Origin of the sequence: Kitasatospora sp. NPDC059146, from assembly GCF_042786665.1 — a bacterium.
In the GTDB taxonomy this organism is placed as follows: domain Bacteria; phylum Actinomycetota; class Actinomycetes; order Streptomycetales; family Streptomycetaceae; genus Kitasatospora.
In genome coordinates this window covers 1-23,690 of the sequence record NZ_JBHZCY010000099.1, presented here as the reverse complement: position 1 = coordinate 23,690, position 23,690 = coordinate 1, and the positions used below count along the sequence as shown (strand labels likewise).

Sequence of the window (23,690 nt, the reverse complement as noted above, 5' to 3'; positions counted from 1 at the left end):
CCAAATATCGCCACGTAGAGTGGTTCAAGTCCTCGTCCGCCGCCACCCCCCTAGGCGGACGCTGTCAGGCAAGGAACGACTACACATGGCGTCTACCACCCGGGCCGCCGACCTCGCGTCGGCCTCCCCCAGCGGCAAGACCTTCCTCGGGCACCCCCGAGGCCTCGCCACGCTGTTCATGACCGAGATGTGGGAGCGGTTCTCCTACTACGGCATGCGCGCCCTGCTGATCTACTACCTGGTCTCCGGCGGTGCCGACGCGGCAGCCGGCAGCCAGGGCGGCGGCCTCGCGATGAAGGCGACGATGGCCACGGCCATCTACTCCGTCTACGTCTCCATGGTCTACCTCATGGCGTACCCGGGCGGCTGGTTCGGCGACCGGGTCTGGGGCGCCCGCAAGACCGTCACCGTCGCCGGTTTCGTGATCATGGCGGGCCACCTCGCACTGGCCGTCCCGGGCCAGGCGGCGTTCTTCGTCGGCCTGCTCCTGGTCGCGGTCGGCTCCGGGCTGCTCAAGGCCAACATCTCCACGATGGTCGGCCACCTGTACAACGGTCCCGAGGACCCGCGTCGCGACGGCGGTTTCACCGTCTTCTACATGAGCATCAACCTCGGCGCCTTCGCCGCCCCGTTCATCATCGGAACGGTCGGCAAGGAGTACAACTGGCACCTGGGCTTCGCGCTCGCCGCGGTCGGCATGGGCCTCGGCCTGGCCCAGTTCCTCATGGGCACCCGCCACCTGAGCCCGAAGAGCAGCGTCGTCCCCAACCCGCTGCAGGCCGCGGAGCGCAAGAGCCTGCTGATGAAGGCCGGCGCCGTGATCCTGGCGGGCGTCGTCTTCTACACCGCCGTCGTCGCGCTCGGTGTCTACACCCTGAACTGGGCCCTCGTCCCGCTGACCATCGCGGGTCTGGCCATCCCGGTCGTCGTGCTGGTCCGCATCAAGCGCGACAAGCAGCTGGACGCCGGCGAGCAGTCCAAGATGACCGCCTACATCTGGTTCTTCGTCGCGGCCGCCGCGTTCTGGATGATCTACGACCAGGGCGGGTCCACCCTGTCCCTGTTCGCGGACAAGAACACCGCGGACAAGGTCCTCGGCCTCGGCTTCTCGTCCACCTGGTACCAGTCGCTGAACCCGCTGTTCGTGATGGCGCTCGCGCCGGTCTTCGCCTGGCTGTGGCTGTGGCTGTCGCGCCGCAACAAGGAGCCCAACACCATCACGAAGTTCGCGATGGGCCTGGTCCTGATCGGCGCCTCGTTCTTCATCTTCATCGTCCCGATGAACATGGCGGGCGACGGCACCAAGGTCTCCCCGATGTGGCTGGTCTCGATCTACATGATCCAGACCATCGGCGAGCTCTGCCTCTCCCCGGTCGGCCTCTCGGTCACCACCAAGATGGCGCCGCAGAAGTACGCCTCCCAGATGATGGGCGTCTGGTTCCTCGCCGTCACCGCCGGTGACTGCACCACCAGCCTCCTGTCGCTGGCCGGCGTCAACCTGGACGGCACCGGCATCATCGGCATGCAGGCCGCCCTCGCGTGCCTCGCGGGCTTCGCGGTCTACAGCTACCGCAAGCGCGTCCAGTCACTCATGGGCGACGTCCGCTGACGCCGCTCCTGAGGCCGGGCCGCTGAGGCCCCGGGGCCGCCGTGGATTCCTGAGATCCGCGGCGGCCCCGGCCGTTTCCGGCCGGTTTAATGCCTCGACGGGGCCGCACCGAGTGTGCCTATGGTCCCCGGCATGACCACCGACTCCCTCCCCCGGCAACTGGCCCGCACCCGGCACTTCACGCTCGGGGCCCCCGCCCAGGCCGCGCCCACCGCCGACGGCGCCACCGTGCTCTTCCTGCGCAGCCGGGGCGGCGCCGACCCGGTCCACTGCCTCTGGGCCCTGGACACCGCGACCGGCGAGGAGCGACTGGTCATCGACCCGAGCGCGCTCGGCAGCACCGGCGGCATCGCCTCGTACAGCACCGACGCCACCGGCCGGTACGCCGCCTTCGCGCTGGACGGCACACTGTGGCTGGCCGACACCGCCACGGGTTCTTCGCACCCGCTCGCCACCGCCGCCCCGCCGCGGGAGGTGCGGCTCGACCCGACCGGCCGCCGGATCGCCTACGTCAGCGGCGGCGCCCTGCGGGTGGTCTCCACGGACGGTACGGACGACCGCGCCGTGGCCGAACCCGAGGCCGAGGACGTGAGCTACGGCCTGGCCGAGTACGTCGCCGTCGGGGAGATGTACCGCGACCGCGGGTACTGGTGGTCCCCCGACGGCACCGCGCTGCTCACGGCCCGGGTCGACGAACGTGCCGTCGCCCGGTGGTTCCTCGCGGACCCCGCCGACCCGGGGCGCTCCCCCCGCGCCGTCCGCTACCCGCCGGCCGGCACCGCCAACGCCGAGGTCACCCTCTGGCTGCTCGGCCTCGACGGCCGCCGCACCCGCACGGAGGTCCGCTGGGACCGCGCCGCCTTCGAGTACCTGACCGCCGCCGGCTGGGACGACCACGGCCCGTACGCCGCCGTGCAGAGCCGCGACCAGCGCACCGTCCGCACGCTGGCGGTCGGGGCGGACGGCGCGACCCGGGTGCTGGCCGAGCGGACCGACCCGCACTGGGTCGAGCTGCTGCCCGGGGTGCCGGTGCGCACGGCGGGCGGGGCCCTGGTCGACACCGCCGACCACGGGGACACCCGGCACCTGACCGTCGACGGCAAGCCCGTCACCCCGGCCGGGCTGCAACTGCGGGGCGTCCTCGGGACGGAGGGCGAGCGGGTGCTGTTCACCGCCTCCGCGGAACCCACCGAGACCCACCTGTGGACGTACGAACCGGACACCGGCATACGGCAGTTGAGCAGCGGACCCGGCGTGCACGGCGGCATCGGGCGCGGCGGCACGCTGGTGCTCACCAACGGCGGCCTCTCCACCGTCCTCCGCGACGGCCGTGCGCCCCTCCCCCTCACCTCGTACGCCGAGCCCCCCGTCGTCACCGCCCGCCCCGAACCGCTCCGCCTCGGCCCGCGCGAACTGCGCGCCCACCTCTTCCTGCCCGCCGGCCACCGGGCCGGCGACGGGCCGCTGCCCGTCCTGCTCGACCCGTACGCGGGGCCCGCCATGCAGAAGGTCACCACCGGCGGCGCCTGGTACGAGCAGGTGTCCCAGTGGTTCGCCGACCAGGGCTTCGCGGTGCTGGTCGTCGACGGCCGCGGCACCCCGGGGCGCGGGCCGCACTGGGAGAAGAGCATCTGGGGCGACAAGGCCGGGCCGGCGCTGGAGGACCAGATCGAGGGCCTGCACGAGACCGCCCGGCTTCGGCCGGAGCTGCTCGACCTCGGCCGGGTCGCCATCCGCGGCTGGTCCTACGGCGGCTTCCTCGCGGCGCTCGCCGTACTGCGGCGCCCGGACGTCTTCCACGCCGCCTCCGCCGGGGCCGCGCCCACCGACCACCGGCTGTACGACACCCACTGGCAGGAACGCTTCCTCGGCCACCCGGACGAGCACCCCGGGCACTACGACTCCTGCGACCTGATCGCCGAGGCCCCGAAGCTCAGCCGCCCACTCCTCCTGGTCCAGGGCCTCGCCGACGACAACGTCTTCCCCGTCCACGCGTTGCGGCTCTCTGCCGCGCTGCTCGCCGCCGGCCGCCCGCACGAAGTCCTGCCGCTGCGCGGCGCCGGACACCGGCCGACCGACGAAGCGACGGTGGAGGACCTGCTCCGGCACGAACTCGGCTTCCTGCGGCGCTCGTTGGGCGCGGAATGACGGACGCCCCCTCGGGTCGGGGGGCGGAGACCCGAGGGGGCAGCAGGACGGCTTCGGGAGAAGCGTCAGTTGGGGTAGTAGTTGTGGATGTTGTAGACGATGTTGTTCCGGTAGTAGTTGCCCCGGACGTCGAGGAAGTTGCCGCCCCGGATGGTCAGGCCGACGCCGTCCGGCTCGGTGTCCACGCGCGGGGCCGACGGGCTGGTGACGTTGTTGCCGTTGGGCACGCCCTGGGGGGTCGTCGACTCGGCGGAGGTCGTCGAGATCTCGGAGGCCAGGATCTGGCCGGAGCTGGCCTGGCGCCAGGCCAGGATCATCCGGCCGTCGTGGAAGTTGTAGGCGACCGACGGGGCGGCGTTGGTGTAGGTGTTCCTGATCTGCTGCCAGTTGTTGTCCCACTGCCAGTACAGGACGTTCAGGCCCTGGCGGTAGATCCGGTTGTCGGTGCCGCGGTGGACGACCGTCAGCCGGTTGTCGGGCGAGGTCGAGGTGCCGACCCCGGACTCGGTACGGGCGCCGCCCGGCAGTTCGGTCCAGCGGCTGAAGTTGCGGTTCACGCCCATGGTCGCGTGGTAGATGCGCTCGTTGGCGCCGACCACGATGAAGTGCAGCACGTCCGGGGAGGCCGCGACCGCCGGGCTCAGGGTCGGACTTCCGGCCGAACCGGAACCGCCGATGTTCTGGGTGCTGAACTGGATGGGCCGGTTCCAGTACCAGCGCCGGTGGTTGGACTCACCGGGGTTGGCGAGGTTCTGGCCCCAGACGTCGCCGTTCTGGCCGGTGTGCCAGATCCACAGCTCGCCGCGGAACACGGTGATCGACGGCGCGGCGTACGTGACGCCGCCGATGTGGTTGAAGTCGCCGTTGTCGACGTTGAACCAGAGGTTGTTGTCCTGCCCCCGGATCACCTCGACGTTGCTCCCCGCGTAGAACGCCATCGCCGGGGAGTCGGGGGTGCTGCCGTTGTGGTTCGTCTCCTGCCAGGGCGTGACCGCACCGGCCGGGGCCGTGCCCGCGAAGACGGCGGCCAGCGCGGCGAGGAGGACGGTCACCGCGGCGACGAACCCGGAGGCTCTGCGACGGTGCAGTGGGGTGCGGGGTGGTGCGGTCATGTCTGCTGCTGCCCTTCTGCCCCGCGAGCCCGGCGATGACGCGCGGGCCCCGGAGTGGTGACGACGTGGTGCGGCCCGACTCCGACGCCCCCGCACGGGGCGTGGCCCCCGGCGGACGCGGAACGGCCCGCCCCAGAGGCTGCCAGCGCAGCAGGCCACGCCACATCGGTCATCTGACTTAACGCCCGGGGCACCCCCACCCGCCGCCCCCGCCCCATCGAGCCGAGCCGGCTCGACGGGGCGAAACGACGGAATGGCTCAGTCACGGAGCGGTACCGGGTTCTCCGGGGAGTCGAGCCAGACGGTGTGGGCGTCCGGGGTGACCGTGAGGCCGAACCGGTCGAAGCCGGGGCGGCCCTGGTCGTCCCACCAGCGCCAGGCGGCCTCCACCTCGTCCCAGAGGCGGCGGGGGCCGGACTGGTACACCTCGTACTCGGTGCGGCCGCGCGCGTAGTCGACGGAGGCCCACGACCGGGTGTCCCGGCTGTAGAGCCAGAGCGTGTACGCGCCGTCGCCGTCGTCGTAGCGCTCGGCCCGCCAGAAGGCGCCGGGGACGGCCGACCCGATCACGAACTGCTCGAACCACCCGCCGGTGTCGGGAGGGGCGAGGGTCGTGGTGGTCCTCACCCCGTCTCCTGGCCACTCCTGCCCCCGGAGGTAGTCCTCGAACGGCGGCCGGTCGGTGCGCTGTTGTCGCAGCCGCATGAACGCGGAGCTCCGGGAGAACCGGCCGCTGGCGCTGGTGCCGTCCTCGTTCACGGTCAGCCGGACGATCTGCTCGCCGCCGTACTCGGTGCCGAACGGCGCCACGATGATCCCGCCGGGCGCGGACTGGGCCAGCCACGCCCCGGGGATCTCCAGCAGCGAGCAGGTGGCGATGATCCGGTCGTAGGGGGCGCCGTCCGGCCAGCCCTGCCGCCCGTCGCCTTCGACGACGGTCGGTGCGAGTCCGGCGAGGCCGAGGTTCGCGCGGGCTCCCCGGGCCACGTCGGGGTCGTACTCGACGGTCACCACGTTGGGGCTGCCCAGGCGGTGGGCCAGCAGGCCCGCGTTCCAGCCGGTGCCGGCGCCGACCTCCAGCACCCTGTTGCCCGGGCGAACGTCGAGGTCCTGGAGCATCGAGAAGACCATCGTGGGCATGGAGTTGGACGACGTCGGGGTGGTTCCGAGCCCGTCTCCGTGGTGCTGCCCGTCGTCCCACTGCGTGGTCAGCGGGATGTCGGAGTAGACCGCCCGCCGCCATGCCTCGGGGTCCTGCGACCGGTACACCACGGGGTTTTGTTGAGTGCCGTCCGCGATGCCCGGCCAGATGCGATCCGGGACGAACAGCTGGCGGGGTACGGCCCGGAAGGAGGGAAGCCAGTCCGAGGAGAGCGCGCCGCCGGCCACCAGCGCGGAGGCGAGCCCCTGGGGGCTCGCCTCCTTCTGCGATTCGCTGGTCACTTGCCGCCCGCCGGGGACGATCCGTCGGAGGTGTTGCCGCCCTCGTCGGACCCTCCGCCACCGTGCCCGGCGCCCTTGTTGCTGTCGTCCTGCTGCCCGCCACCCTTGCCGTCGCCGGACCCGCCACCGCGCTTGCCCATGTTCTACCCCTTCCGCTATCGATCCGACCGAGGTGAATCCCTCTGCCATCTGCCTTACCGGCACAGGAGACACTACGGACGGCGACGTGCCGGCCTCTATGAACTTGCACGACCTTGCACGCCAATTACCGCATCAGATAACGGCATTGACTGCGTATCAGCTGGCCGGACAAGCTTGTGCAAGCCCGAGCAAGCACCTAGACCAGGGAGCCGGCCATGGCCGTGGAGTTCGTTGGCATCGACCCCAACACCGACCGGGACCACTGCCCCACCGTGTGGGTGGACCCGGAAGCTCAAGAGATCCTCTTCCAGGGGTGGAACCCTCGCCCCCGGGTTCAGGCGGAATGCGAAGGGAGCAGCCCCGCGAACGGGCCGGTACCCGATGATGAGTCCATCGTCAGGCTTCCGGCCCGAATGGTGCCCATGATCAGGGAGGCGTGTGATGTCATCGAGCGTGCCCAACTTCGCTGAACTGCTTGAGCAATGCCAGCGGTCTGCCTTCCATCTGGAACTCCGGGACTCCTACGCCCCGACGGAACGGTTCGAGGCGTGGCAGCGCGGTGAGCGGATCGACTGGGAGGAGCGCGAGTCCTGGTGGCATCCCTATGACCAGCTGATCGCGGACACCGTGGCCCGGGGCGTGGTCATCCGTCGGGCTCGGGTCGTGTCCGAGCCCGTGTCCGAGTACATCCGGTGGGAGCACTACGTCACCCACGCGAACGTCACGGCGGGCGAGGACGTCCGCTGGCTGCCACGGCGGCAGGCCACGAGCATTCCCTTGCCGGGAAACGACTTCTGGCTGTTCGATGGCGCGCTGCTCCGGGTGCACCACTTCTCCGGCGACGGCGCGGTGGTCGAGGACGAGATCACGGCAGACCCAGAGACCGTGGAGCTGTGCGCCTCCGCGTTCGAAGCGGTCTGGGAACGAGCCGTCCCACATCACCAGTACGAGATCTGACGCAGGCCAGCTCCATGCCCGCGCACCCCTCTTCAAGCGTTCAGAAGGCTCGCGAGGCCCTTGCCAGTCGGCTGAGCGAGATCCGGAAGGATGCGGGTATCAGCGGGCGGGAGCTGGCCGCCAGGTGCGGCTGGTCGGAATCGAAGTCGTCCCGGGTCGAGAACGCGAAGACACCTCCTTCCGACGCCGACATCAGGGCCTGGTGCCGAGCCTGTGCCGCCGACGGTCAAGTCCCTGACCTGCTCGCCGCCAACCGACAGTCCGCCGACGCCTACGTGCGATGGCGGCAACTCCAGCGAGGTGGACTCCGCCACCTGCAAGAGTCCACCGGGGACCTGTACCGACAGACCAGGGCCTTCCGCGTCTACGTCTCCGACGTGATCCCCGGTTTCCTCCAGACGCCTAAATACGCCGCTGCTCTGCTGTCATCCATCGCGGACTTCCGGGGAACCCCTAACGACGTGGACGACGCCGTGGCAGCCCGCATGAAGCGCAACACGGTACTGAGCAATGGCGCACGCCGGTTCTCCTTCGTACTGGAGGAGTCAGTACTGCGATACCGCGTGTGCAGCGCCGAGGCCATGGCGGCACAACTGGGCCACCTGCTCGGAGTCATGGATCTTCCGAACGTCGCCGTCGGCATCATCCCGTTCGCGGCGCAGCGGACCGTTTGGCCCATGCCTACCTTCACGATCTTCGATGCTGCCAGGGTCCACGCGGACACTCTGGACGCCGCCTCGACGCTCACGGAACCCAGCCAGGTCGACCTGTATGCCCGCGCCTTTGATCTGCTCTCTCAGGGGGCCGCGCGCGGCGCCACGGCACGTTCCCTCGTCGCTGGCGCTTTGGCCTGCCTGGATTGATACGTCGATGCACAGAGAAGGAGAGCTGATCCGTGGCACGGACCGAGTACTACAACGATCCCGACGCCCCCACGCCCAACCGGCTGGTTGTGGCAGCGTCCGCAGTGGTGACGGATCCCGAAGGGCGCATCCTGCTCCAGCGACGCACTGACAACGGCCTGTACGCGCTGCCGGGCGGGACGATGGATCTCGGCGAGTCGCTGCCGGGCACGGCCGTCCGGGAGGTTCGCGAGGAGACCGGCCTCGATGTCGAGATCACCGGGCTCGTCGGCACGTACACCGACCCCCGACACGTGATCGCCTACTCGGACGGCGAGGTCCGGCAGCAGTTCAATGTCTGCTTCACCGCCCGCATCACGGGCGGAGAGCTTCGGATCTCGGACGAGTCCACCGACCTTCGGTTCGTCGCCCCGAGCAACATCGAGGGGTTGCCGATGCACCACACTCAACGCCTCCGGCTCCAGCACTTCCTGGAGCGCAGGCCTCTCCCGTATCTCGGCTGACGCAATGCCGATCCATGGCGCCGGCAGTCGTCCCGGCTCGCTGATCTTGCATGTTGTGACGGCTGTCATGGGTGGCTGGTGATCATCGGGCCTGGTGCGCGGCGGCACCCGATTGCCAGGATGGGCCACGTTGACGGGGCGAGCTGCCCCGAGGTGTTCTCACGGGGGTAGGCAATGTCGCCGCATGAAATCGGGTTGTACGCGAGCGCCGCTGTGGTGGTCAGCGTGGGAGTGCGGACACTGGTGCTGGCCGGGCCGGCGAGCGGCTCCGGGACCGGTGGCCCCGCGGGTGGCGGCGCCGGGCCGGGGGAAGTACTGGCCGTGGTCCGCGCGGCGTTGGCGCGGCGCCCTTGGGTCACGTTCGCGCTGTTCGCGGTGATGGCGGTGATGGCCGTGGTCCAGTACGCGGTGCCCTCCGTCGTCGGCGACCTGATGCGGCAACCGGGCGCTCTGTCGGACGGGCAGTGGTGGCGGGCCGGGAGCGCACTCCTGGTGCAGTCCTCGGGCATCATGCAGATCGTGATCAACCTGCCGGCCCTGCTCGTGGTCGGCGCCGTCACCGAGGCCGCGCTCGGGTGGTGGCGCACCCTGGTGATCTTCCTCGTCGGCGGCGTCCTGGCGCACGTGGTCAGCCTGGCCGGCTGGTCGACCCAGGGCGGCGGCGACTCGGTGGCCGTCTGCGCCCTGCTGGGCGCCCTGGCCGTCAGCTGCCTGCTGGGCGCGAACCCGCCGCGCCGGCCGCTCCGGGACACCTGGTACGTGCTCCTCATCCCCGCCGCGGGAACGCTGCTGTGCCTCCTGCAGAACAACCACGGCGCGGGCCTGGCGGCAGGCTGCCTGCTCGGCCTCGCCCTCGTACCCCGACCCGGGCGCCCACTCGCGCGCTCGGCTACCGCCTAGAACGCGGTGCCCGCGAGGCCCTCGCCTTCCCAGGCGGGGGCCTTCGCGCGTTTCAGTCGTCGTCCTCGGGCGGTCGCATCCTGAGGGTGGCGATGGCGCCGAGGGCGACGGTGGTGATGGCGAGGGCGAGGAGAGCGAGGAGGATCGCGCCGACGAAGAATCTCACCGGTGCCAGGCCTCGTCGCGCTCCAGGTCGCGGAGGAGGTGGAGGAGGTTGAGGAGGGTGCTGACGGGCGCGTTGCCGAAGTCGATGAGGATGCGGCCGTCGAGGGTGGTCTCGCCGGGGGCGGCGGAGCCCCAGAGGAGGCCGTGGGGGAGGCCACGTCGGTGCAACTCGCCGAGGAGGGTGGTGATCTGGGGCTCGGTGTAGTCGCGCATGCGGGGGTCGTCGGGGGCGACGGGGTCGCGGGTCACGAGGCCGCGTCCAGCTCGTACCAGGTGGTCTTGCCGTGCTTCTGGGGGTCGACGCCCCAGCGGTGGGTGAGGCCCTCGACCAGCTGGAGGCCGCGGCCGGTCTCGGCGAGGTGGGTGGGGGTACGGGGCTGCGGAAGGGCGTCGCTCTCGTCGGCGACGGAGACGTGGAGGGTGGGGCCGAGGAGGGAGAACCAGACGACGGGCGCGGGGGTGCCACCGTGCCGCCAGGCGTTGACGATGAGCTCGGTGAGGGCGAGTTCGGCGTCGTGGATGGTGTCCGGGTTCCAGCCGCTGTGGGCCAGGGCGTCCCGCAGGGCCTGCCGGGCGAGCGCGAGGACGAGGGAGGGAGAGGGGGTGTTACGGGTGCACACGGGAACCTCCGGGAGGCTGTGGTGTGGGAGAGGGGTGACGGCGGATACGTCGCCGTGAGCCAGGCCGGGGCGGCGGCTGCTCTGCGGCGCGCGGAGGGCAGCAGGCGCCTACTGCCCTTGATGCAGGCATTACTGACGATCCGTCGGATCGAGCTGAGAATGACGATAGCCCAGGACCAGGTCAAGTTTTACCCCAATCCCAGATCTTCCCCCTATCGTGTTACCGGCCACCTCGGATGGACCGACTGGCAAGGCGCGCGGCAGACTGGGATGACCCCACCCCCGGAAGGAAGCCATGGCTGCACGCCCGAACCCGACGCTCCGTCAGCGACGGCTCGGCGCAGAGCTGCGACGGATGCGCGAGCAGGCCGGCTTCGGCGGCAGCGAGCTCGGCCGCCTCGTCGGCATGAGTCCCGCGCAGGTGACGCAGATGGAGGCTGGCAAGATCGGCATCAGCATGGAACGCCTGCGCACGATCGCCGCAACATGCATGTGCGTCAACGAGCCCTTGATCGAAGCTCTCTCCAGCATCATCACGGAGCGCGAGAAGCCAGGTTGGTGGGAGGAGTATCGCGGAACCCTCTCCGCAGACTTCGTTGATGTCGCGGAGTTCGAGGGCCAGGCGCGAAGGCTCACCGCCTACACGATGGCTTTCGTTCCGGGTCAACTCCAGACCGGCCCGTACGCCGCTGCCGTATTCGCGCAAACCTTCCCGCCGCTGCCGCGTCATGAGATCGACCTCAGGACAGCGTTCCGAATGCAGCGGCAGCGCCTCATCCGGTCCGGCGCGACACCCTATTCCGCGTTCATCCACGAAGCCGCGCTACGCATGCGGTTCAGTGGACCGGCAGTTCTCTCCGAGCAACTCGGCGCCCTCATCGAAGACTCCAGGCAACCGACCATCTCGGTTCGCGTCGTTCCGTTCGAGATCGGCGCAATGCCAAGCTCCAGCGAGAACTTCACATACGCGGAGGGGCCGGTTCCCGAACTTGATGGAGCCCAGGTGGATACCGGTCTCGGTATCCGCATCCTTGACGCTCCAGCTCACATGGCAAGGTTCCGATCCCTGCTCGCGCGATTCGACTCCGCCGCGCTCTCTGAGGAGGAGTCCCGAGACTTCATCGGAACCATCAAGAAGGAAATGGAAAGCAAGCGTGAATAGCTCCGTGTGGCAGAAGTCCAGCTACTCCGGCTCGAACGATGAGTGCGTCGAGGTGCGCTTCATAGACGGGCTGGTCGAACTCCGCGAGTCCGATGAAGGCGACGTCATCATCCGCACCACCCGCCTCAACCTCGCTGTCTTCCTCCAGGGCGTCAAAGCAGGCGAGTTCGACTAGCAAGGAGCCCCCGCGCCCGCCACCCCGGGGGCGCGGGGGCCGTCCAAGTCCCCTAGACCTCGCGAACTCCCGCGCGCCAGACGGCCGCCGTCAGCGGCACGCCCGGGCGGTAGGCCAGGTGGACGTGTGAGGGCGCATCGAGCAGCAGCAGGTCGGCCCGCGAGCCGACCGCTACCGTCCCCACGTCCGTACGCCGCAGGGCATGCGCCCCACCGGCCGTGGCGGCCCAGACCGCCTCGTCCGGGGTCATCCCCATCTCCCGCACCGCCACGGCAATACAGAACGCCATCGAACTCGTAAAACTCGACCCCGGGTTGCAGTCCGTGGACAGCGCCACCACCGCCCCCGCGTCCAACAGCCGCCGCCCGCTCGGGTACTCGGCCCGCGTGGAGAACTCCGCCCCGGGCAGCAGGGTCGCGACCGTCGCCGATCCCGCCAGCGCCGCGACATCCTCATCGGTCAGGTGGGTGCAGTGATCAGCCGACGCGGCCCCCAGCTCCACCGCGAGCTGAACACCAGGCCCGTACGTGAGCTGGTTGGCGTGCACCCGAGGCGTGAGCCCGCGCTCGATCCCCGCCGTGAGCACCGCCCGCGCCTGGTCGCCGTCGAAGGCGCCCTTCTCGCAGAACACGTCCACCCAACGGGCGTGCGGCGCACAGGCGACGAGCATCTCCCCCGTGACCAGCTCGACGTACCCCGCCGGGTCCTCGGCGTACTCGGGCGCCACGATGTGCGCGCCCAGGTACGTCGTCTCCGGCGTGTGCCGCGCAGCGATCCGCAGGGCCCGAGCCTCGTCCTCGACCGTCAGCCCGTAGCCGGACTTGCACTCGATGGTCGTGGTCCCCTGCCGCAGCGCCTCCCGGACGAACCCGGCCAGGTTGGCGTCCAGTTCGGCGTCCGAAGCGGCCCGCGTGGCCGCCACCGTCGTCCGGATGCCGCCCGCCGAGTACGCCTGCCCGGACATCCGGGCGTTGAACTCGGCGGTGCGGTCCCCCGCGAACACCAGGTGGGCGTGCGAGTCGACGAAGCCGGGCAGCAGGGCCCGGCCTTCGGCGTCGAAGCGCTCGTCCGCCGCCGGGGCCTGGGCGGCCGGGCCGACCCAGGCAACGCGGTCACCCTCGACGACCACGGCAGCATCCGCCAGCAGGCCGAGCGGCCCGCCGCCCTGCCCGGGGTCGTTGGTGACCAGGCTGCCGATGCCCGTGATCAAGGTGGTCCTGGTGCTCAAGACAGCGCCTTCCGATACGAGTTGAAAGTGTCAGTAGTCCAGCGCGCCGATGGCGGCCCGCAGCGCCCCCGGCACGTCGGCCACCAGCTGGTGCACGCCGTCCCGGACGACGTGCCGTCCGCCGACCACCAGGTGCCGGACGTCCGCCGCCGAGGCCGCGAACACCGCGATCTCGGCGCCCAGCCGCGCAGGCGGCCCGGCCGTCCGCACCGAGTCCAGCGCGATCGCCGTGAAGTCGGCGAGCGCCCCGGCCTCGATCCTCCCCGCCTCGGGCCAGCCGAGCGAGGCGTGACCGTCCTCGCCGCCCGCCCGCAGCAGCCCGTTTGCCGTCCAGTGGCCGCGCGTCCGCGTCCGCAGCCGCTCGTCCAGCTCCAGCGCCCGGGCCTCCTCCCACGGGTCGATGACCGCGTGGCTGTCGCTGCCCAGGGAGATCGGGCTGCCCGCCGAGGCGAGCCGGCGGGCCGGGCCGATGCCGTCGGCGAGGTCCCGCTCGGTGGTGGGGCACATGCAGACGGTGGTCCCCGAGTCCGCGAGGAGCTTGACGTCCTCGTCGGTGAGGTGGGTGGCGTGCACGGCCGAGGTGCGCGGGCCGAGCGCGCCGTGGTCGGCGAGCAGCCGGGTCGGGGTGACGCCGTGCGCGGCGAGGCAGGCGTCGTTCTCGGCGGTCTGCTCGGACAGGTGGACGTGCAGCGGCGCCTTGCGCATCGCCGACCAGTGCGCGACGGTGCCCAACTGCTCGGCCGGGACGGCCCGGACGGAGTGGATGGCGGCGCCGATCCGGGCGTGTTCGCGCGGCTTGAGCGCGTCCGCCCGGGCGGCCCAGGCCTCGGCGTCGCCGTCGCTGAACCGCAGCTGCGGGTGGGTCGGCTCGGCCCCGAAGCCGGAGGACAGGTAGCAGGTGTCCAGCAGGGTGATCCGGATGCCGGCCCGGGCGGCCGCCTCGATCAGCGCCTCGCCCATCGCGTTCGGGTCGGTGTAGCGGGCGCCGCCGGGCGCGTGGTGCAGGTAGTGGAACTCGCCGACGGCACTGATCCCGGCGAGCGCCATCTCGGCGTAGACGGCGGTGGCGAGCGCCAGGTAGCTGTCCGGGTCGAGCGCGCCGGCGAACCGGTACATGGTGTCGCGCCAGGTCCAGAAGGTCCCGGAGCCGACCTGGACGTGCCCGCGCAGCGCCCGGTGGAAGGCGTGCGAGTGGGCATTGGCCTGGCCGGGCAGCAGCAGTCCGTCGAGCCGGACGGCGCCGGGCGGGCAGGGCCCGCTGTCCGGCGTGACCCGGGCGATCCGCCCGTCGGCGCCGACCGCGATCAGCACGTCCGGCTCGACCACCGGCCCGTTGTGGTGCGGCAGCCAGGCGTGCTCCGCCCAGTAGCTGACCGGAAGGGTCACTGACACGCCAGGTCCTCCAGTACGTCGGCGAGGGCGGCGACCCCGGCCAGGCAGTCGGCCTCCTCGGCGTGCTCGGCCGGGGAGTGCGAGACCCCGGTGGGGTTGCGCACGAACAGCATGGCGGTCGGGATCGCGGACGCCAGGATCCCGGCGTCGTGTCCCGCACCGGTGGGCAGCACCGGGGCTTCGAGCAGCTTGGCGAGCCGGTCGCGCAGCGGGCCGTCGAAGTCCACCACGGGGGTGTACGACTCGCGGGTCAGCTCGACCCGGACGCCGTCGCGTTCACCGCGCTCGGCGGCCGCCCGCTCGATCTCGGCGACCAGCTCGGTCAGCGTCCGCTCGTCGGCGGCCCGGGAGTCCAGCCAGCCGCGCACCAGCGAGGCGATCGCGTTGGTGCCGTTGGGCTCCACCGCGACCTTGCCGAAGGTGGCCAGCGCGCCCGCCAGCTTCGCCTTCTTGCGGGCGGCGAGCACGGTGTTGGCGTACGTCAGCATCGGGTCGCGGCGGTCCTCGATCCGGGTGGTGCCCGCGTGGTTGGCCTCGCCGTGGAAGTCGAAGCGCCAGCGGCCGTGCGGCCAGATCGCCCCGGCCACGCCGACCGGCTGCTCCTCGGTGAGGTAGCGGCCCTGCTCGACGTGGAGTTCGACGAAGGCGCCGATCCGGGACAGCCGTTCCTCGTCCGCGCCGATCGCGGTCGGGTCGTAGCCGGCCTTCTCCATCGCGTCGGGCAGGCGCAGGCCGTCGGCGTCGCGCAGCTCGTACGCGGCCCTGCGGGACAGCAGCCCGGCGGTCAGCCGGGAGCCGATGCAGGCCACGCCGAACCGGGCGCCCTCCTCGTCACCGAAGTTGACGATCGCCAGCGGCTTGGTGAACTCCGCTCCCCTGGCGCGCAGTTCGTCCAGCGCGGCGAAGGAGGAGACCACCCCGAGCGGGCCGTCGTAGGCGCCGCCGTCCGGGACGGAGTCCAGGTGCGAGCCGGTGACGACCGCGCCCTGGCCGTGCGGGTCGCCCAGCCAGGCCCACTGGTTGCCGTTGCGGTCCAGCTCGTACGTCAGGCCGCGGTCGCGGGCCTGCTGCTCGAACCAGGCGCGGCACTCGGCGTCGGCGGAGTTCCAGGCGAAGCGGCGGTAGCCGCCGGAGGCGGCGGAGCGGCCCACGGGGAGCAGCTCCGCCCACATCTCGTTGAACGTAGAGGTCACAGCTCACCCATCGGAACGCGCACGCCCCGCTCGTCGGCGACCTCGACGGCCCGGTCGTAGCCGGCGTCCACGTGCCGGATGACGCCCATGCCCGGGTCGTTGGTGAGGACCCGGCGGATCTTCTCGCCCGCGAGCGCCGTACCGTCGGCCACGGTGACCTGGCCGGCGTGGATCGAGCGGCCGATGCCGACGCCGCCGCCGTGGTGGATGGACACCCAGGAGGCGCCCGAGGCGACGTTGACCATGGCGTTGAGCAGCGGCCAGTCGGCGATCGCGTCCGAGCCGTCCAGCATCGCCTCGGTCTCGCGGTACGGGGAGGCCACCGAACCGCAGTCCAGGTGGTCGCGGCCGATCACGATCGGCGCGGACAGCTCGCCGGAGGCCACCATGTCGTTGAAGCGCTCGCCGGCCTTGTCGCGCTCGCCGTAGCCGAGCCAACAGATGCGCGCGGGCAGGCCCTGGAAGTGCACCTTCTCCTGGGCCAGCTTGATCCAGCGGGCCAGCGACTCGTTCTCCGGGAAGAGGTCGAGGACGGCCTTGTCGGTCTTGTGGATGTCCTGCGGGTCGCCGGAGAGCGCGGCCCAGCGGAACGGGCCCTTGCCCTCGCAGAACAGCGGGCGGATGTACGCCGGGACGAAGCCGGGGAAGGCGAAGGCGCGGTCGTAGCCGGCCAGCTGGGCCTCGCCGCGGATCGAGTTGCCGTAGTCGAAGACCTCGGCGCCGCGGTCCAGGAAGCCGACCATGGCCTCGACGTGGGCGGCCATCGACTCGCGCGAGCGCTGGGTGAACTCGGCGGGCTTGGCGGCCGCGTAGTCGGCCATGTCGTCGAAGGCGACGCCGACCGGCAGGTAGCTCAGCGGGTCGTGGGCGCTGGTCTGGTCGGTGACGATGTCGATCGGGGCGTCCATCGCGAGCAGCTGCGGGAAGAGCTCGGCGGCGTTGCCCAGCAGGCCGATGGAGAGCGGCTGCTTCTTGTCGCGGGCGGCGGTGGCGAGCTCCAGCGCGTGGCCCAGGTCCTTGGCCTCGACGTCCAGGTAGCGGTGCTCGATCCGGCGGGAGATCCGGGACGGGTCGCAGTCGATGCAGATCGCCACGCCGCCGTTCATGGTGACGGCCAGCGGCTGGGCGCCACCCATCCCGCCGAGGCCGGCGGTGAGGGTGATGGTGCCTTCCAGGCTGCCGTTGAAGCGCTTGTTGGCGACGGCGGCGAAGGTCTCGTAGGTGCCCTGGAGGATGCCCTGGGTGCCGATGTAGATCCAGGAGCCGGCGGTCATCTGGCCGTACATGGTGAGCCCGAGGCTCTCCAGCCGGCGGAACTCCTCCCAGTTCGCCCAGTCGCCGACCAGGTTGGAGTTGGCGATGAGCACGCGCGGCGCCCACTCGTGGGTCTGCATGACGCCGACCGGCCGCCCGGACTGGACCAGCATGGTCTCGTCCTGCTTGAGCCCCTGCAGCGTCCTCACCATGGCGTCGAAGGAGCGCCAGTCCCGCGCGGCCTTGCCGGTGCCGCCGTACACCACCAGCTTCGACGGGTGCTCGGCCACCTCGGGGTCGAGGTTGTTCATGAGCATCCGCAGGGCAGCCTCCTGCTGCCACCCCTGCGTCGTGAGCCCCGTCCCGCGCGCCGCACGCACCTCGCGCGGCCCGCTCGCCTGCTGCTGCACCATGTCCCGGCCTCCCTGCGGATGGATTCATTCAAGTTCTGCTCGACTGAATATAACTAGACAACCGGCTTTCGACCAGACCCTGGCTCCATCGGAACAGCCGTGGCCCGAACCCGCCCCCGGGCACGCCGAAGGGCCCGCCCGGCACGGGCCGGTACGGGCTGGAGCGGGCGGCCTCAGGCCGCGGCGTCGCCGTCCCAGTCGATGCCGATCTCGGCGAGCCAGCGGCGGTCGGCGGCGTCGGGGGCGGGCGGCGTGGGCGGGCGGGGGATGTTCTGGACGGGGCCGAGGCCGTACTTCTCGGCGGCGGCGGTGGCGCGGGCGTCGGGTTCGATGACGCCGACGTGCACGGCGGACTCGTCGCCCGGGTCGTGGACGGTCAGTTCGGGTTCGGGCAGGCGCCGCAGGGTGACGCGGCGTCCGCAGGCGGGGCAGGACCATTCGTCGGCACCCGAGGCCAGGCGGGCGACGAACTTCATCTCGTGGATCACGCGCATGGGCGGCACCCCCTGCACTAGGGGATGCCCGGCTTCGTGACGAGTAGTCCTTCGGCCGTTGTTCCGGGCTACTCCTACTCCAAAGGTTCCTACTCCAGGAACAGGCCCCGGGCCGCCGCGGACTGCTCGATCGCCTCCAACCTGGCCTCCGCTCCCGGGAGTTCGTCGCACATGCTCTGCAGCAGCACCCGGCCGAGCATCATCGGCGCGCAGGCGGTGTCGAAGACCAGCCCGGTGCCGACGGCGGCCGGCAGCATCAGGTCGGAGAGCTTGGCGACCGGTGAGAAGGCGCTGTCCGCGACGGTGAGCACGGTCAGCCCGCAGTCCCGGGCGACCACCAGGGCGTCCATCAACTCCCGCGGGTAGCGCGGCAGCGCGAAGCAGAGCAGCGCGGTGGCCCCCGCCGCGGTGGCCTGTTCCAGCCGGTCGGCGAGCATGCTGCCGCCCTCGTCCAGCAGCCGGATGTCCGGGTGCACCTTGGCCGCGAAGTACGCGAAGCCGCGCGCCTGGGCCGAGGCGGCCCGCAGGCCGAGCACCGGCAGCGGGCGGGAGGCGGCGAGCAGCCGGGCGGCCCGGGTGATCGGTTCGGGGTCGGCGAGCAGCTCGGCGAGGTGGCGCAGGTGGGCGATCTCGGCGAGGACGGCCTGCTGGTGCTCGTTGCGCACCGCGTCGTCCGGGGTCTCGGGCGCGGCGGGCTCGCCGGCGCCGAGTTCGCGCAGCTGCTTGCGCAGGGCCGGGTAGCCGTCGTACCCGAGGGCGACGGCGAAGCGGGTGACGGAGGGCTGGCTGACCCCGGCGAGTTCGGCGACCTCGACGCTGGACAGGAACGGGGCCTCGTTGGCGTGCCGGACCAGTGAGTGGGCGATCCGCCGCTGGGTGGGGGTCAGCCGGTGGCCCTCGAACAGCTGGAGCAGCCGGGCGGAGGGACCGACGGTGCCGGCCTCGTCGGTGGCGGTCATCAGCGGTACCTCCGGATGCGTGCGGTTCGGACGACGACTGTGCAGCAGAGTGCCGCCGCTGGCAAAGACGTCTCGTACGACGGGACGCTTCATGAGACGTCCCACGGTTCGGACGTCGTCCCGGACGGACGGCACCGAAGAGCGGACGTTCCGGGTGCGGCCTCGGGGTAACCCTGATTTCTCCCTGAGCCCGCCCGGATTCCCCCCGCGAACGGATGGACCGGGCCCGGCGGTGGCGCCACGCTACTGGCATGGACACTCGCCAGGACGAACTGCGGCGCGACCTCGACGCCACCCTCCAGGCCCGCAAGGAACTCGGCAAGGACTACGAGGACGAGCTCCTCGACTCCTTCATGAAGCGCCTCGACGCCCGCCTGGACGCCCGGGTGGAGCGCTCGGTGGCCGCGCGGCTGGACGACTACGAGCCGTCCCACCACCGGGACCGGCACCACGGCCGACCCCACCGCGGCTGGTCCTCCAACCGGTCCGGCAACAAGCTCGCGGTGGTCTCGCTGGCCCTGGGCATCCCGCTGACCGCGATCGCGAGCAACCCGGCCGGCGGCGGCTTCGCCGGACTGCTGGCCTGCTGGGCGGGCATCGTCGGGGTCAACTTCGCCGCCGCGCTGGGCAACCGCCGCGACCGCGACGAGCGGAACGACCGCCGGTCGCGGAACGACTGGGACTGAGCCCCAGCCGTCCCGCACGGCTGCCAACTCAGGCCAGCGGCCCGGTGACCCGCTCCACCGCCCGCACCAGGTCCCCGGAGGCGACCAGCGCGGCGGCGGCCTCCAGGTCCGGCGAGAGGAAGCGGTCCCGGCCCGCCCCGCCGACCCCCGCCTCGCGGGCGGCGGCCATCGCGGCCGCGGTGGCCGGGGCGATCCGGCCGGCCGTGTCGGCCTGCTGACGGATCTCCAGCGCGCGGGCCGAGGCGGTCAGCTCGACGGCGAGGATCCGGCCGAGGTTGTCGACGGCCTGGCGCAGCTTGCGGGCGGCCGACCAGCCCATCGACACGTGGTCCTCCTGCATCGCGGAGGACGGGATCGAGTCGACCGAGGCCGGGACGGCGAGCCGCTTGTTCTCGCTGACCAGCGCCGCCTGGGTGTACTGGGCGATCATCAGGCCGGAGTCCACGCCGGGGTCGTCGGCCAGGAAGGCCGGCAGGCCGTGCGAGCGGGCCTTGTCGAGCAGCCGGTCGGTGCGGCGCTCGGAGATCGAGCCGAGGTCGGCGGCGGCGATGGCGAGGAAGTCCAGCACGTAGGCGACCGGTGCGCCGTGGAAGTTGCCGTTGGACTCCACCCGGCCGTCCGGCAGCACCACCGGGTTGTCCACCGAGGCGGCGAGCTCGCGCGAGGCGACCAGCTGGGCGTGCGCCAGGGTGTCCCGGCCGGCCCCGGCGACCTGCGGGGCGCAGCGGATCGAGTAGGCGTCCTGGACGCGCGGCGCGTCGTCCTGGTGGTGGCCGGTGAGGCCGGAGTCCTTGAGCACGGCGAGCATGTTGGCGGCGCTGAGCGCCTGGCCCGGGTGCGGGCGGATCGGGGCGTGCAGCTCGGGGGCGAGCACCTTGTCGGTGCCGAGCAGCGCCTCCAGGCTCATCGCGGCGGTGATGTCGGCGGTGGTGAAGAGCCGCTGGAGGTCGGCGATGGCCATCACCAGCATGCCGAGCATGCCGTCGGTGCCGTTGATGAGGGCCAGGCCCTCCTTCTCCAGCAGCTCGACCGGCTCGATCCCGGCGGCGGCGAGCAGTTCGGCGACCGGCTTCTCCTCGCCGTCCGGGCCGGTGGCGGTGCCCTCGCCCATCAGCACCAGGGCACAGTGCGACAGCGGAGCGAGGTCGCCGGAGCAGCCGAGCGAGCCGAACTCGCGCACGACCGGGGTGATGCCCGCGTTCAGCAGGGCGGCCATGGTCTGGGCGACCAGCGGCCGGACGCCGGTACGGCCGGAGGCCAGGGTCTTCATCCGCAGGAACATCAGCGCGCGGACCACCTCGCGCTCGACGGCCGGGCCCATCCCGGCGGCGTGCGAGCGCACCAGCGAGCGCTGCAGCTGGGCGCGCAGCTCGGGGCTGATGTGCCGGACGGCGAGGGCGCCGAAGCCGGTCGACACGCCGTAGACGGGGCGCGGTTCGGCCGCGAGGGCGTCGATCCGGGCGCGGGCGGCCGCCATCTCGGCGAGCGCGTCGGGGCCGATCTCGACCCGGGCGTTGCCCCGGGCGACGGCCAGTACGTCCTCCGCACTGACGTCGGCCTTGCCGACCTGGACCAGCGGAGCGTCGGGGGCCACAGCACTGTGCATATCCATATACACAATCACACCAGGTGAATGAAGATATGACAACAGCTGCTCGCCATCCGGATTCTCCGCTGTGCGGATTCTCCGCCGCCCGGATCCCGACCGCACGCCCGGGGGCACCCCCGCCCGCCCTACCCCTTCAACTCGGCCTCGATCAGGTCCACCGCCCGCGCCGTACCGCCCTCGGCCCGACCCGCGGCGGCCAGCACCGCCAGCCGCTCCCCCACCGCCGGGTCCCCGACCAGCTCCAGCAACGCGCCCCGCAGCACCGCCGCGGTGGCCGCCTCCGTATCCAGCCGACGGGCGACACCGAGCCCCACCAGCGCGTCCGCGTTGGCGAACTGATCGACGGCCTGCGGCACCGCGATCATCGGCACGGCATGGAACAGCCCCTCACTGGAGCCGCCCATCCCCGCGTGGGTGACGAAGGCGTCCGCCTGGGCGAGCACCGACAGCTGCGGCACCCACCGGTGCACCTCCACGGTGTCCGGCACGTCCCCCAGCTCCGCCAGGTCGGTGTGCTTGCCGACCTGGAGCACGACGTGCCAGCCCGGCAGGTCGCCGAAGGCCTCGACGCAGGCCCGGTAGAAGGCCGGCCGATCGGTGAAGGCCGAGCCCAGCGAGACCAGCAGCACCTTCTCGGCGTCCGCCGGGCGCTCCCACCGCCCCTGGTGGGAGCGGTCGCCGAAGCAGGGGCCGACGAAGTCGAACCGGCGCCCGTCGACCCGGTCCGCATGGGGCTGGAGCGCGCGCGGGACGAGCGCGACACACCGCTCCGGGCGGTTCTTGAAGGCCTCCACGTCGCGCTCCACCGCGCCGGCCCCGGCCAGCCACGCCCCGAACCGGCGGTAGTGCTCGGAACCGCCGGGGCCGTTGCGGATCGCCTCGAAGACCTCGGCCAGGTCCTCCTCCACGCCGTCCCAGCCGACGAAGCTGGAGGACAGCTGCACCACCGGCACGCCCAGCCGCTCACCGAGCGCCCGCCCGGCGAAGCCCGCGATGTCGTAGAGCACCAGGTCGGGCCGGTCGCCCTCGAACTCCTCCAGCAGTACGGACCACATCGACAGCGCGTCGTCCAGGAACACGTCCTGGATCGCCACCGGGTCCGCCGGCCAGCCGGCCGGGTCGTCGGCGAGCGGCAGCGCACTCGGGTAGGGGACGAACGCCGCGCCGGTGGACTCGACGACCTCCCGGAAGGACGGGTCGTTGACGTAGCTGACCCGGTGGCCCCGGGCGACCAGCTCGGCGATCACCGCGAGGCCGGGGTTGACGTGCCCGTGCGCCGGGACGGAGACCATCAGGATGTGTGCGGGGCGGGGGCGGGTCATGAGGACCTCCGGGAACGGCGATTGAGACGAGACGGACCGTCTCGCCATCGGGCAGGACAAGACGATACGTCTCGTCTAGCCATTTCGCATAGACTTTTTCCCATGGCCTCCAGAACCGCCCCCGACCCCGCCCGCCGCAGCGAGCGCTCCCGCGCCGCCGTCCTCGCCGCCACCACCGAACTCATCGCCGAGATCGGCTACGGCAAGCTGACCATCGAGGCGATCGCCGCCCGGGCCGGCGTCGGCAAGCAGACCATCTACCGGTGGTGGCCCTCGAAGGGGGCCGTCGTCTTCGACGCCTTCCTCGCCGCCAACCAGCACGAGGGCGGCCTGGCACTCCCCGACACCGGCGACCTCGCCGCCGACCTGCGCGCCGTCCTACGCCCCACCTGCGACGAACTCACCGACCCGGGCACCGACCGCACCTACCGCGCCATCATCGCCGAGATCCTCAACGACCCGGCGCTGCACACCGAGTACCGCACCCGGCTGCTGGACCCGCTGCTGGAGGTCACCCGCGACCGCCTGCGCACCGCCCGCGAGGCCGGCCAACTCGCCCCCGACGCCGACCTCGACCTCGCCGTCGAACTGCTCTACGGCCCGATCTACTACCGCTGGCAGTACCGGATCGGCCCGCTCACCCACGAGCACGCCGACCGCCTGGTCGACGCCGCCCTACGGGCCCTCAACCCGCCTGCCGCCGACGCCTGAGCGCGTACACCAGCAGCACCACGACCAGCAGCACCCCCAGCACGGCGAGCGCGAACCAGCCGAACAGCGCGTCGAGCGCCCGGCCGACCACACTGCGCCGGGCCTTGCGCTTGTGCCGCGCAACGGCCGAGTGCTCGGTGATCTGGTGCGCCCTCAACCCGGTCCGCACCGAGTGCACCCGCCCGGGACCCGTTCCCCCCACCCCCGCCGACGCCGACGCCGTCGGCCGCACCACCGGCACCGCCGAAGCCGGACCGGCCACCGCCACCCCGCCCCCGAACACCAGCACCCCGGCCACCGCCGCACCCACCAGCCGTCCGCCCACCGCCGCCCCCACTCCCGTTCAACCCCCGCCACCCTCCCACCACCCCACCCCGCCCCGGCACCCCACCCCCCGGCCTGCAACCCACCCACAACACCCCGGTCACCGAACCGGCACATCCCCACCCGCACCACCCCACCCACAGCACCCACCCCCCTCCCCCTCACCCGCCCAAGGCGAGAGGGACGCGCTGCGGGAGGGGGCGGTGGAGGGGGTGGGTGCGGAGAGCGGCGTAACGGGTGATTTTCAGACCGCCCACGGCGAGCACCCCGTCCGATGAGGGTCGGCGGGCCGACCAGCCCCCCGCCG

The 23,690-nt window shown here is 71.9% G+C and carries 25 protein-coding genes; 11 read left to right on the top strand and 14 right to left on the bottom strand.

The genetic code is table 11. The features are described 5' to 3' along the window. Positions 1-85 precede the first annotated feature (85 nt). Both ACFXPX_RS31845 and ACFXPX_RS31840 read left to right on the top strand, forming a co-directional pair. Complete coding sequence (locus tag ACFXPX_RS31845; protein WP_380644229.1) at positions 86-1,609, top strand: peptide MFS transporter; 1,524 nt, start codon at positions 86-88, stop codon at positions 1,607-1,609. A 132-nt stretch (positions 1,610-1,741) separates the two neighbouring features. Beyond that, complete coding sequence (locus ACFXPX_RS31840) at positions 1,742-3,757, top strand: prolyl oligopeptidase family serine peptidase (RefSeq protein ID WP_380525641.1); 2,016 nt, start codon at positions 1,742-1,744, stop codon at positions 3,755-3,757. Between the two features lie 65 nt (positions 3,758-3,822). On the opposite strand, the gene ACFXPX_RS31835 is transcribed toward ACFXPX_RS31840, so the two are convergent. From ACFXPX_RS31835 to ACFXPX_RS31825, 3 genes are all read right to left on the bottom strand, one after another. Then, positions 3,823-4,869: a hypothetical protein gene (locus ACFXPX_RS31835; RefSeq protein WP_380525640.1), complete on the bottom strand. Its 1,047-nt coding sequence runs from the start codon at positions 4,867-4,869 to the stop codon at positions 3,823-3,825. A gap of 258 nt (positions 4,870-5,127) precedes the next feature. Then, positions 5,128-6,312, bottom strand: coding sequence for a methyltransferase domain-containing protein (locus tag ACFXPX_RS31830; protein WP_380525639.1), 1,185 nt, complete (start codon positions 6,310-6,312; stop codon positions 5,128-5,130). Then, positions 6,309-6,452 (bottom strand): hypothetical protein, encoded by a 144-nt coding sequence (locus tag ACFXPX_RS31825; RefSeq protein ID WP_380593244.1) that lies wholly within the window; start codon positions 6,450-6,452, stop codon positions 6,309-6,311. Before ACFXPX_RS31825 ends, ACFXPX_RS31830 begins: the two co-directional genes overlap by 4 nt. A gap of 216 nt (positions 6,453-6,668) precedes the next feature. Between ACFXPX_RS31825 and ACFXPX_RS31820 the strand changes: the two genes are divergently transcribed. From ACFXPX_RS31820 to ACFXPX_RS31800, 5 genes are all read left to right on the top strand, one after another. Then, positions 6,669-6,923 carry a hypothetical protein gene (locus ACFXPX_RS31820; protein WP_380525637.1) on the top strand — a complete coding sequence of 85 codons (255 nt, stop codon included), beginning with the start codon at positions 6,669-6,671 and terminating at the stop codon, positions 6,921-6,923. Further along, on the top strand, positions 6,895-7,410 hold the full coding sequence (locus ACFXPX_RS31815; RefSeq protein WP_380525636.1) for a DUF6879 family protein: 516 nt from the start codon (positions 6,895-6,897) through the stop codon (positions 7,408-7,410). Before ACFXPX_RS31820 ends, ACFXPX_RS31815 begins: the two co-directional genes overlap by 29 nt. A gap of 14 nt (positions 7,411-7,424) precedes the next feature. Then, positions 7,425-8,273 carry a helix-turn-helix domain-containing protein gene (locus tag ACFXPX_RS31810; RefSeq protein ID WP_380525635.1) on the top strand — a complete coding sequence of 283 codons (849 nt, stop codon included), beginning with the start codon at positions 7,425-7,427 and terminating at the stop codon, positions 8,271-8,273. Between the two features lie 32 nt (positions 8,274-8,305). Continuing rightward, positions 8,306-8,776: an NUDIX domain-containing protein gene (locus tag ACFXPX_RS31805; protein WP_380525634.1), complete on the top strand. Its 471-nt coding sequence runs from the start codon at positions 8,306-8,308 to the stop codon at positions 8,774-8,776. A gap of 225 nt (positions 8,777-9,001) precedes the next feature. Further along, on the top strand, positions 9,002-9,676 hold the full coding sequence (locus tag ACFXPX_RS31800; protein WP_380644228.1) for a rhomboid family intramembrane serine protease: 675 nt from the start codon (positions 9,002-9,004) through the stop codon (positions 9,674-9,676). Between the two features lie 162 nt (positions 9,677-9,838). On the opposite strand, the gene ACFXPX_RS31795 is transcribed toward ACFXPX_RS31800, so the two are convergent. Next, entirely contained in the window at positions 9,839-10,090 is a 252-nt protein-coding gene (locus ACFXPX_RS31795; RefSeq protein ID WP_380531774.1) for a hypothetical protein, read from the bottom strand. Beyond that, positions 10,087-10,461 (bottom strand): ATP-binding protein, encoded by a 375-nt coding sequence (locus ACFXPX_RS31790; protein ID WP_380531776.1) that lies wholly within the window; start codon positions 10,459-10,461, stop codon positions 10,087-10,089. The genes ACFXPX_RS31795 and ACFXPX_RS31790 overlap by 4 nt, the downstream gene beginning before the upstream one ends. A gap of 295 nt (positions 10,462-10,756) precedes the next feature. Between ACFXPX_RS31790 and ACFXPX_RS31785 the strand changes: the two genes are divergently transcribed. Next, the gene (locus ACFXPX_RS31785) at positions 10,757-11,623 is read left to right on the top strand and encodes a helix-turn-helix domain-containing protein (RefSeq protein ID WP_380644227.1); all 867 of its coding nucleotides are present in this window, start codon (positions 10,757-10,759) and stop codon (positions 11,621-11,623) included. Then, complete coding sequence (locus ACFXPX_RS31780; protein WP_380531781.1) at positions 11,616-11,798, top strand: DUF397 domain-containing protein; 183 nt, start codon at positions 11,616-11,618, stop codon at positions 11,796-11,798. The genes ACFXPX_RS31785 and ACFXPX_RS31780 overlap by 8 nt, the downstream gene beginning before the upstream one ends. Positions 11,799-11,850: 52 nt before the next feature. Here ACFXPX_RS31780 and hutI read toward each other — a convergent pair whose 3' ends face one another. From hutI to ACFXPX_RS31750, 6 genes are all read right to left on the bottom strand, one after another. Next, a complete protein-coding gene (hutI, locus tag ACFXPX_RS31775) occupies positions 11,851-13,026 on the bottom strand; it encodes an imidazolonepropionase (protein WP_380531784.1) in 1,176 nt (391 codons plus the stop codon). Positions 13,027-13,056: 30 nt separating this feature from the next. Next, a complete protein-coding gene (locus ACFXPX_RS31770) occupies positions 13,057-14,418 on the bottom strand; it encodes a formimidoylglutamate deiminase (protein ID WP_380531787.1) in 1,362 nt (453 codons plus the stop codon). Further along, a complete protein-coding gene (locus ACFXPX_RS31765) occupies positions 14,409-15,590 on the bottom strand; it encodes an allantoate amidohydrolase (RefSeq protein ID WP_380531798.1) in 1,182 nt (393 codons plus the stop codon). The genes ACFXPX_RS31770 and ACFXPX_RS31765 overlap by 10 nt, the downstream gene beginning before the upstream one ends. A 17-nt stretch (positions 15,591-15,607) precedes the next feature. Continuing rightward, a complete protein-coding gene (hutU, locus tag ACFXPX_RS31760; RefSeq protein ID WP_375894749.1) occupies positions 15,608-17,278 on the bottom strand; it encodes a urocanate hydratase in 1,671 nt (556 codons plus the stop codon). A gap of 173 nt (positions 17,279-17,451) precedes the next feature. Continuing rightward, complete coding sequence (locus tag ACFXPX_RS31755) at positions 17,452-17,772, bottom strand: hypothetical protein (protein ID WP_375894747.1); 321 nt, start codon at positions 17,770-17,772, stop codon at positions 17,452-17,454. A gap of 89 nt (positions 17,773-17,861) precedes the next feature. Next, positions 17,862-18,731 (bottom strand): MurR/RpiR family transcriptional regulator, encoded by an 870-nt coding sequence (locus ACFXPX_RS31750; protein ID WP_360239715.1) that lies wholly within the window; start codon positions 18,729-18,731, stop codon positions 17,862-17,864. Between the two features lie 251 nt (positions 18,732-18,982). Between ACFXPX_RS31750 and ACFXPX_RS31745 the strand changes: the two genes are divergently transcribed. Continuing rightward, on the top strand, positions 18,983-19,417 hold the full coding sequence (locus tag ACFXPX_RS31745) for a hypothetical protein (RefSeq protein WP_375894744.1): 435 nt from the start codon (positions 18,983-18,985) through the stop codon (positions 19,415-19,417). 28 nt (positions 19,418-19,445) lie between these two features. On the opposite strand, the gene hutH is transcribed toward ACFXPX_RS31745, so the two are convergent. Then, positions 19,446-21,023, bottom strand: coding sequence for a histidine ammonia-lyase (hutH, locus tag ACFXPX_RS31740; RefSeq protein ID WP_380531800.1), 1,578 nt, complete (start codon positions 21,021-21,023; stop codon positions 19,446-19,448). A 128-nt stretch (positions 21,024-21,151) separates the two neighbouring features. Beyond that, the gene (locus ACFXPX_RS31735) at positions 21,152-22,348 is read right to left on the bottom strand and encodes a macrolide family glycosyltransferase (protein WP_380644226.1); all 1,197 of its coding nucleotides are present in this window, start codon (positions 22,346-22,348) and stop codon (positions 21,152-21,154) included. A 102-nt stretch (positions 22,349-22,450) separates the two neighbouring features. Between ACFXPX_RS31735 and ACFXPX_RS31730 the strand changes: the two genes are divergently transcribed. After that, positions 22,451-23,059: a TetR/AcrR family transcriptional regulator gene (locus tag ACFXPX_RS31730; RefSeq protein ID WP_375894738.1), complete on the top strand. Its 609-nt coding sequence runs from the start codon at positions 22,451-22,453 to the stop codon at positions 23,057-23,059. On the opposite strand, the gene ACFXPX_RS31725 is transcribed toward ACFXPX_RS31730, so the two are convergent. Further along, on the bottom strand, positions 23,034-23,384 hold the full coding sequence (locus ACFXPX_RS31725; protein ID WP_380644225.1) for a hypothetical protein: 351 nt from the start codon (positions 23,382-23,384) through the stop codon (positions 23,034-23,036). The two genes, ACFXPX_RS31730 and ACFXPX_RS31725, sit on opposite strands and share 26 nt — an antisense overlap. Positions 23,385-23,690: the final 306 nt, after the last annotated feature.

What these genes read in the sequence shown, in the direction of transcription:
- ACFXPX_RS31845 (WP_380644229.1), top strand. Translation starts at nt 86, where the DNA reads ATGGCGTCTACCACCCGGGCCGCCGACCTCGCGTCGGCCTCCCCCAGC.
- ACFXPX_RS31840 (WP_380525641.1), top strand. Translation starts at nt 1,742, where the DNA reads ATGACCACCGACTCCCTCCCCCGGCAACTGGCCCGCACCCGGCACTTC.
- ACFXPX_RS31835 (WP_380525640.1), bottom strand. Translation starts at nt 4,869, where the DNA reads ATGACCGCACCACCCCGCACCCCACTGCACCGTCGCAGAGCCTCCGGG.
- ACFXPX_RS31825 (WP_380593244.1), bottom strand. Translation starts at nt 6,452, where the DNA reads ATGGGCAAGCGCGGTGGCGGGTCCGGCGACGGCAAGGGTGGCGGGCAG.
- ACFXPX_RS31820 (WP_380525637.1), top strand. Translation starts at nt 6,669, where the DNA reads ATGGCCGTGGAGTTCGTTGGCATCGACCCCAACACCGACCGGGACCAC.
- ACFXPX_RS31815 (WP_380525636.1), top strand. Translation starts at nt 6,895, where the DNA reads ATGTCATCGAGCGTGCCCAACTTCGCTGAACTGCTTGAGCAATGCCAG.
- ACFXPX_RS31810 (WP_380525635.1), top strand. Translation starts at nt 7,425, where the DNA reads ATGCCCGCGCACCCCTCTTCAAGCGTTCAGAAGGCTCGCGAGGCCCTT.
- ACFXPX_RS31785 (WP_380644227.1), top strand. Translation starts at nt 10,757, where the DNA reads ATGGCTGCACGCCCGAACCCGACGCTCCGTCAGCGACGGCTCGGCGCA.
- ACFXPX_RS31765 (WP_380531798.1), bottom strand. Translation starts at nt 15,590, where the DNA reads ATGTGGGCGGAGCTGCTCCCCGTGGGCCGCTCCGCCGCCTCCGGCGGC.
- hutU (WP_375894749.1), bottom strand. Translation starts at nt 17,278, where the DNA reads ATGGTGCAGCAGCAGGCGAGCGGGCCGCGCGAGGTGCGTGCGGCGCGC.
- ACFXPX_RS31755 (WP_375894747.1), bottom strand. Translation starts at nt 17,772, where the DNA reads ATGCGCGTGATCCACGAGATGAAGTTCGTCGCCCGCCTGGCCTCGGGT.
- ACFXPX_RS31750 (WP_360239715.1), bottom strand. Translation starts at nt 18,731, where the DNA reads ATGACCGCCACCGACGAGGCCGGCACCGTCGGTCCCTCCGCCCGGCTG.
- ACFXPX_RS31745 (WP_375894744.1), top strand. Translation starts at nt 18,983, where the DNA reads ATGGACACTCGCCAGGACGAACTGCGGCGCGACCTCGACGCCACCCTC.
- hutH (WP_380531800.1), bottom strand. Translation starts at nt 21,023, where the DNA reads ATGCACAGTGCTGTGGCCCCCGACGCTCCGCTGGTCCAGGTCGGCAAG.
- ACFXPX_RS31735 (WP_380644226.1), bottom strand. Translation starts at nt 22,348, where the DNA reads ATGACCCGCCCCCGCCCCGCACACATCCTGATGGTCTCCGTCCCGGCG.
- ACFXPX_RS31730 (WP_375894738.1), top strand. Translation starts at nt 22,451, where the DNA reads ATGGCCTCCAGAACCGCCCCCGACCCCGCCCGCCGCAGCGAGCGCTCC.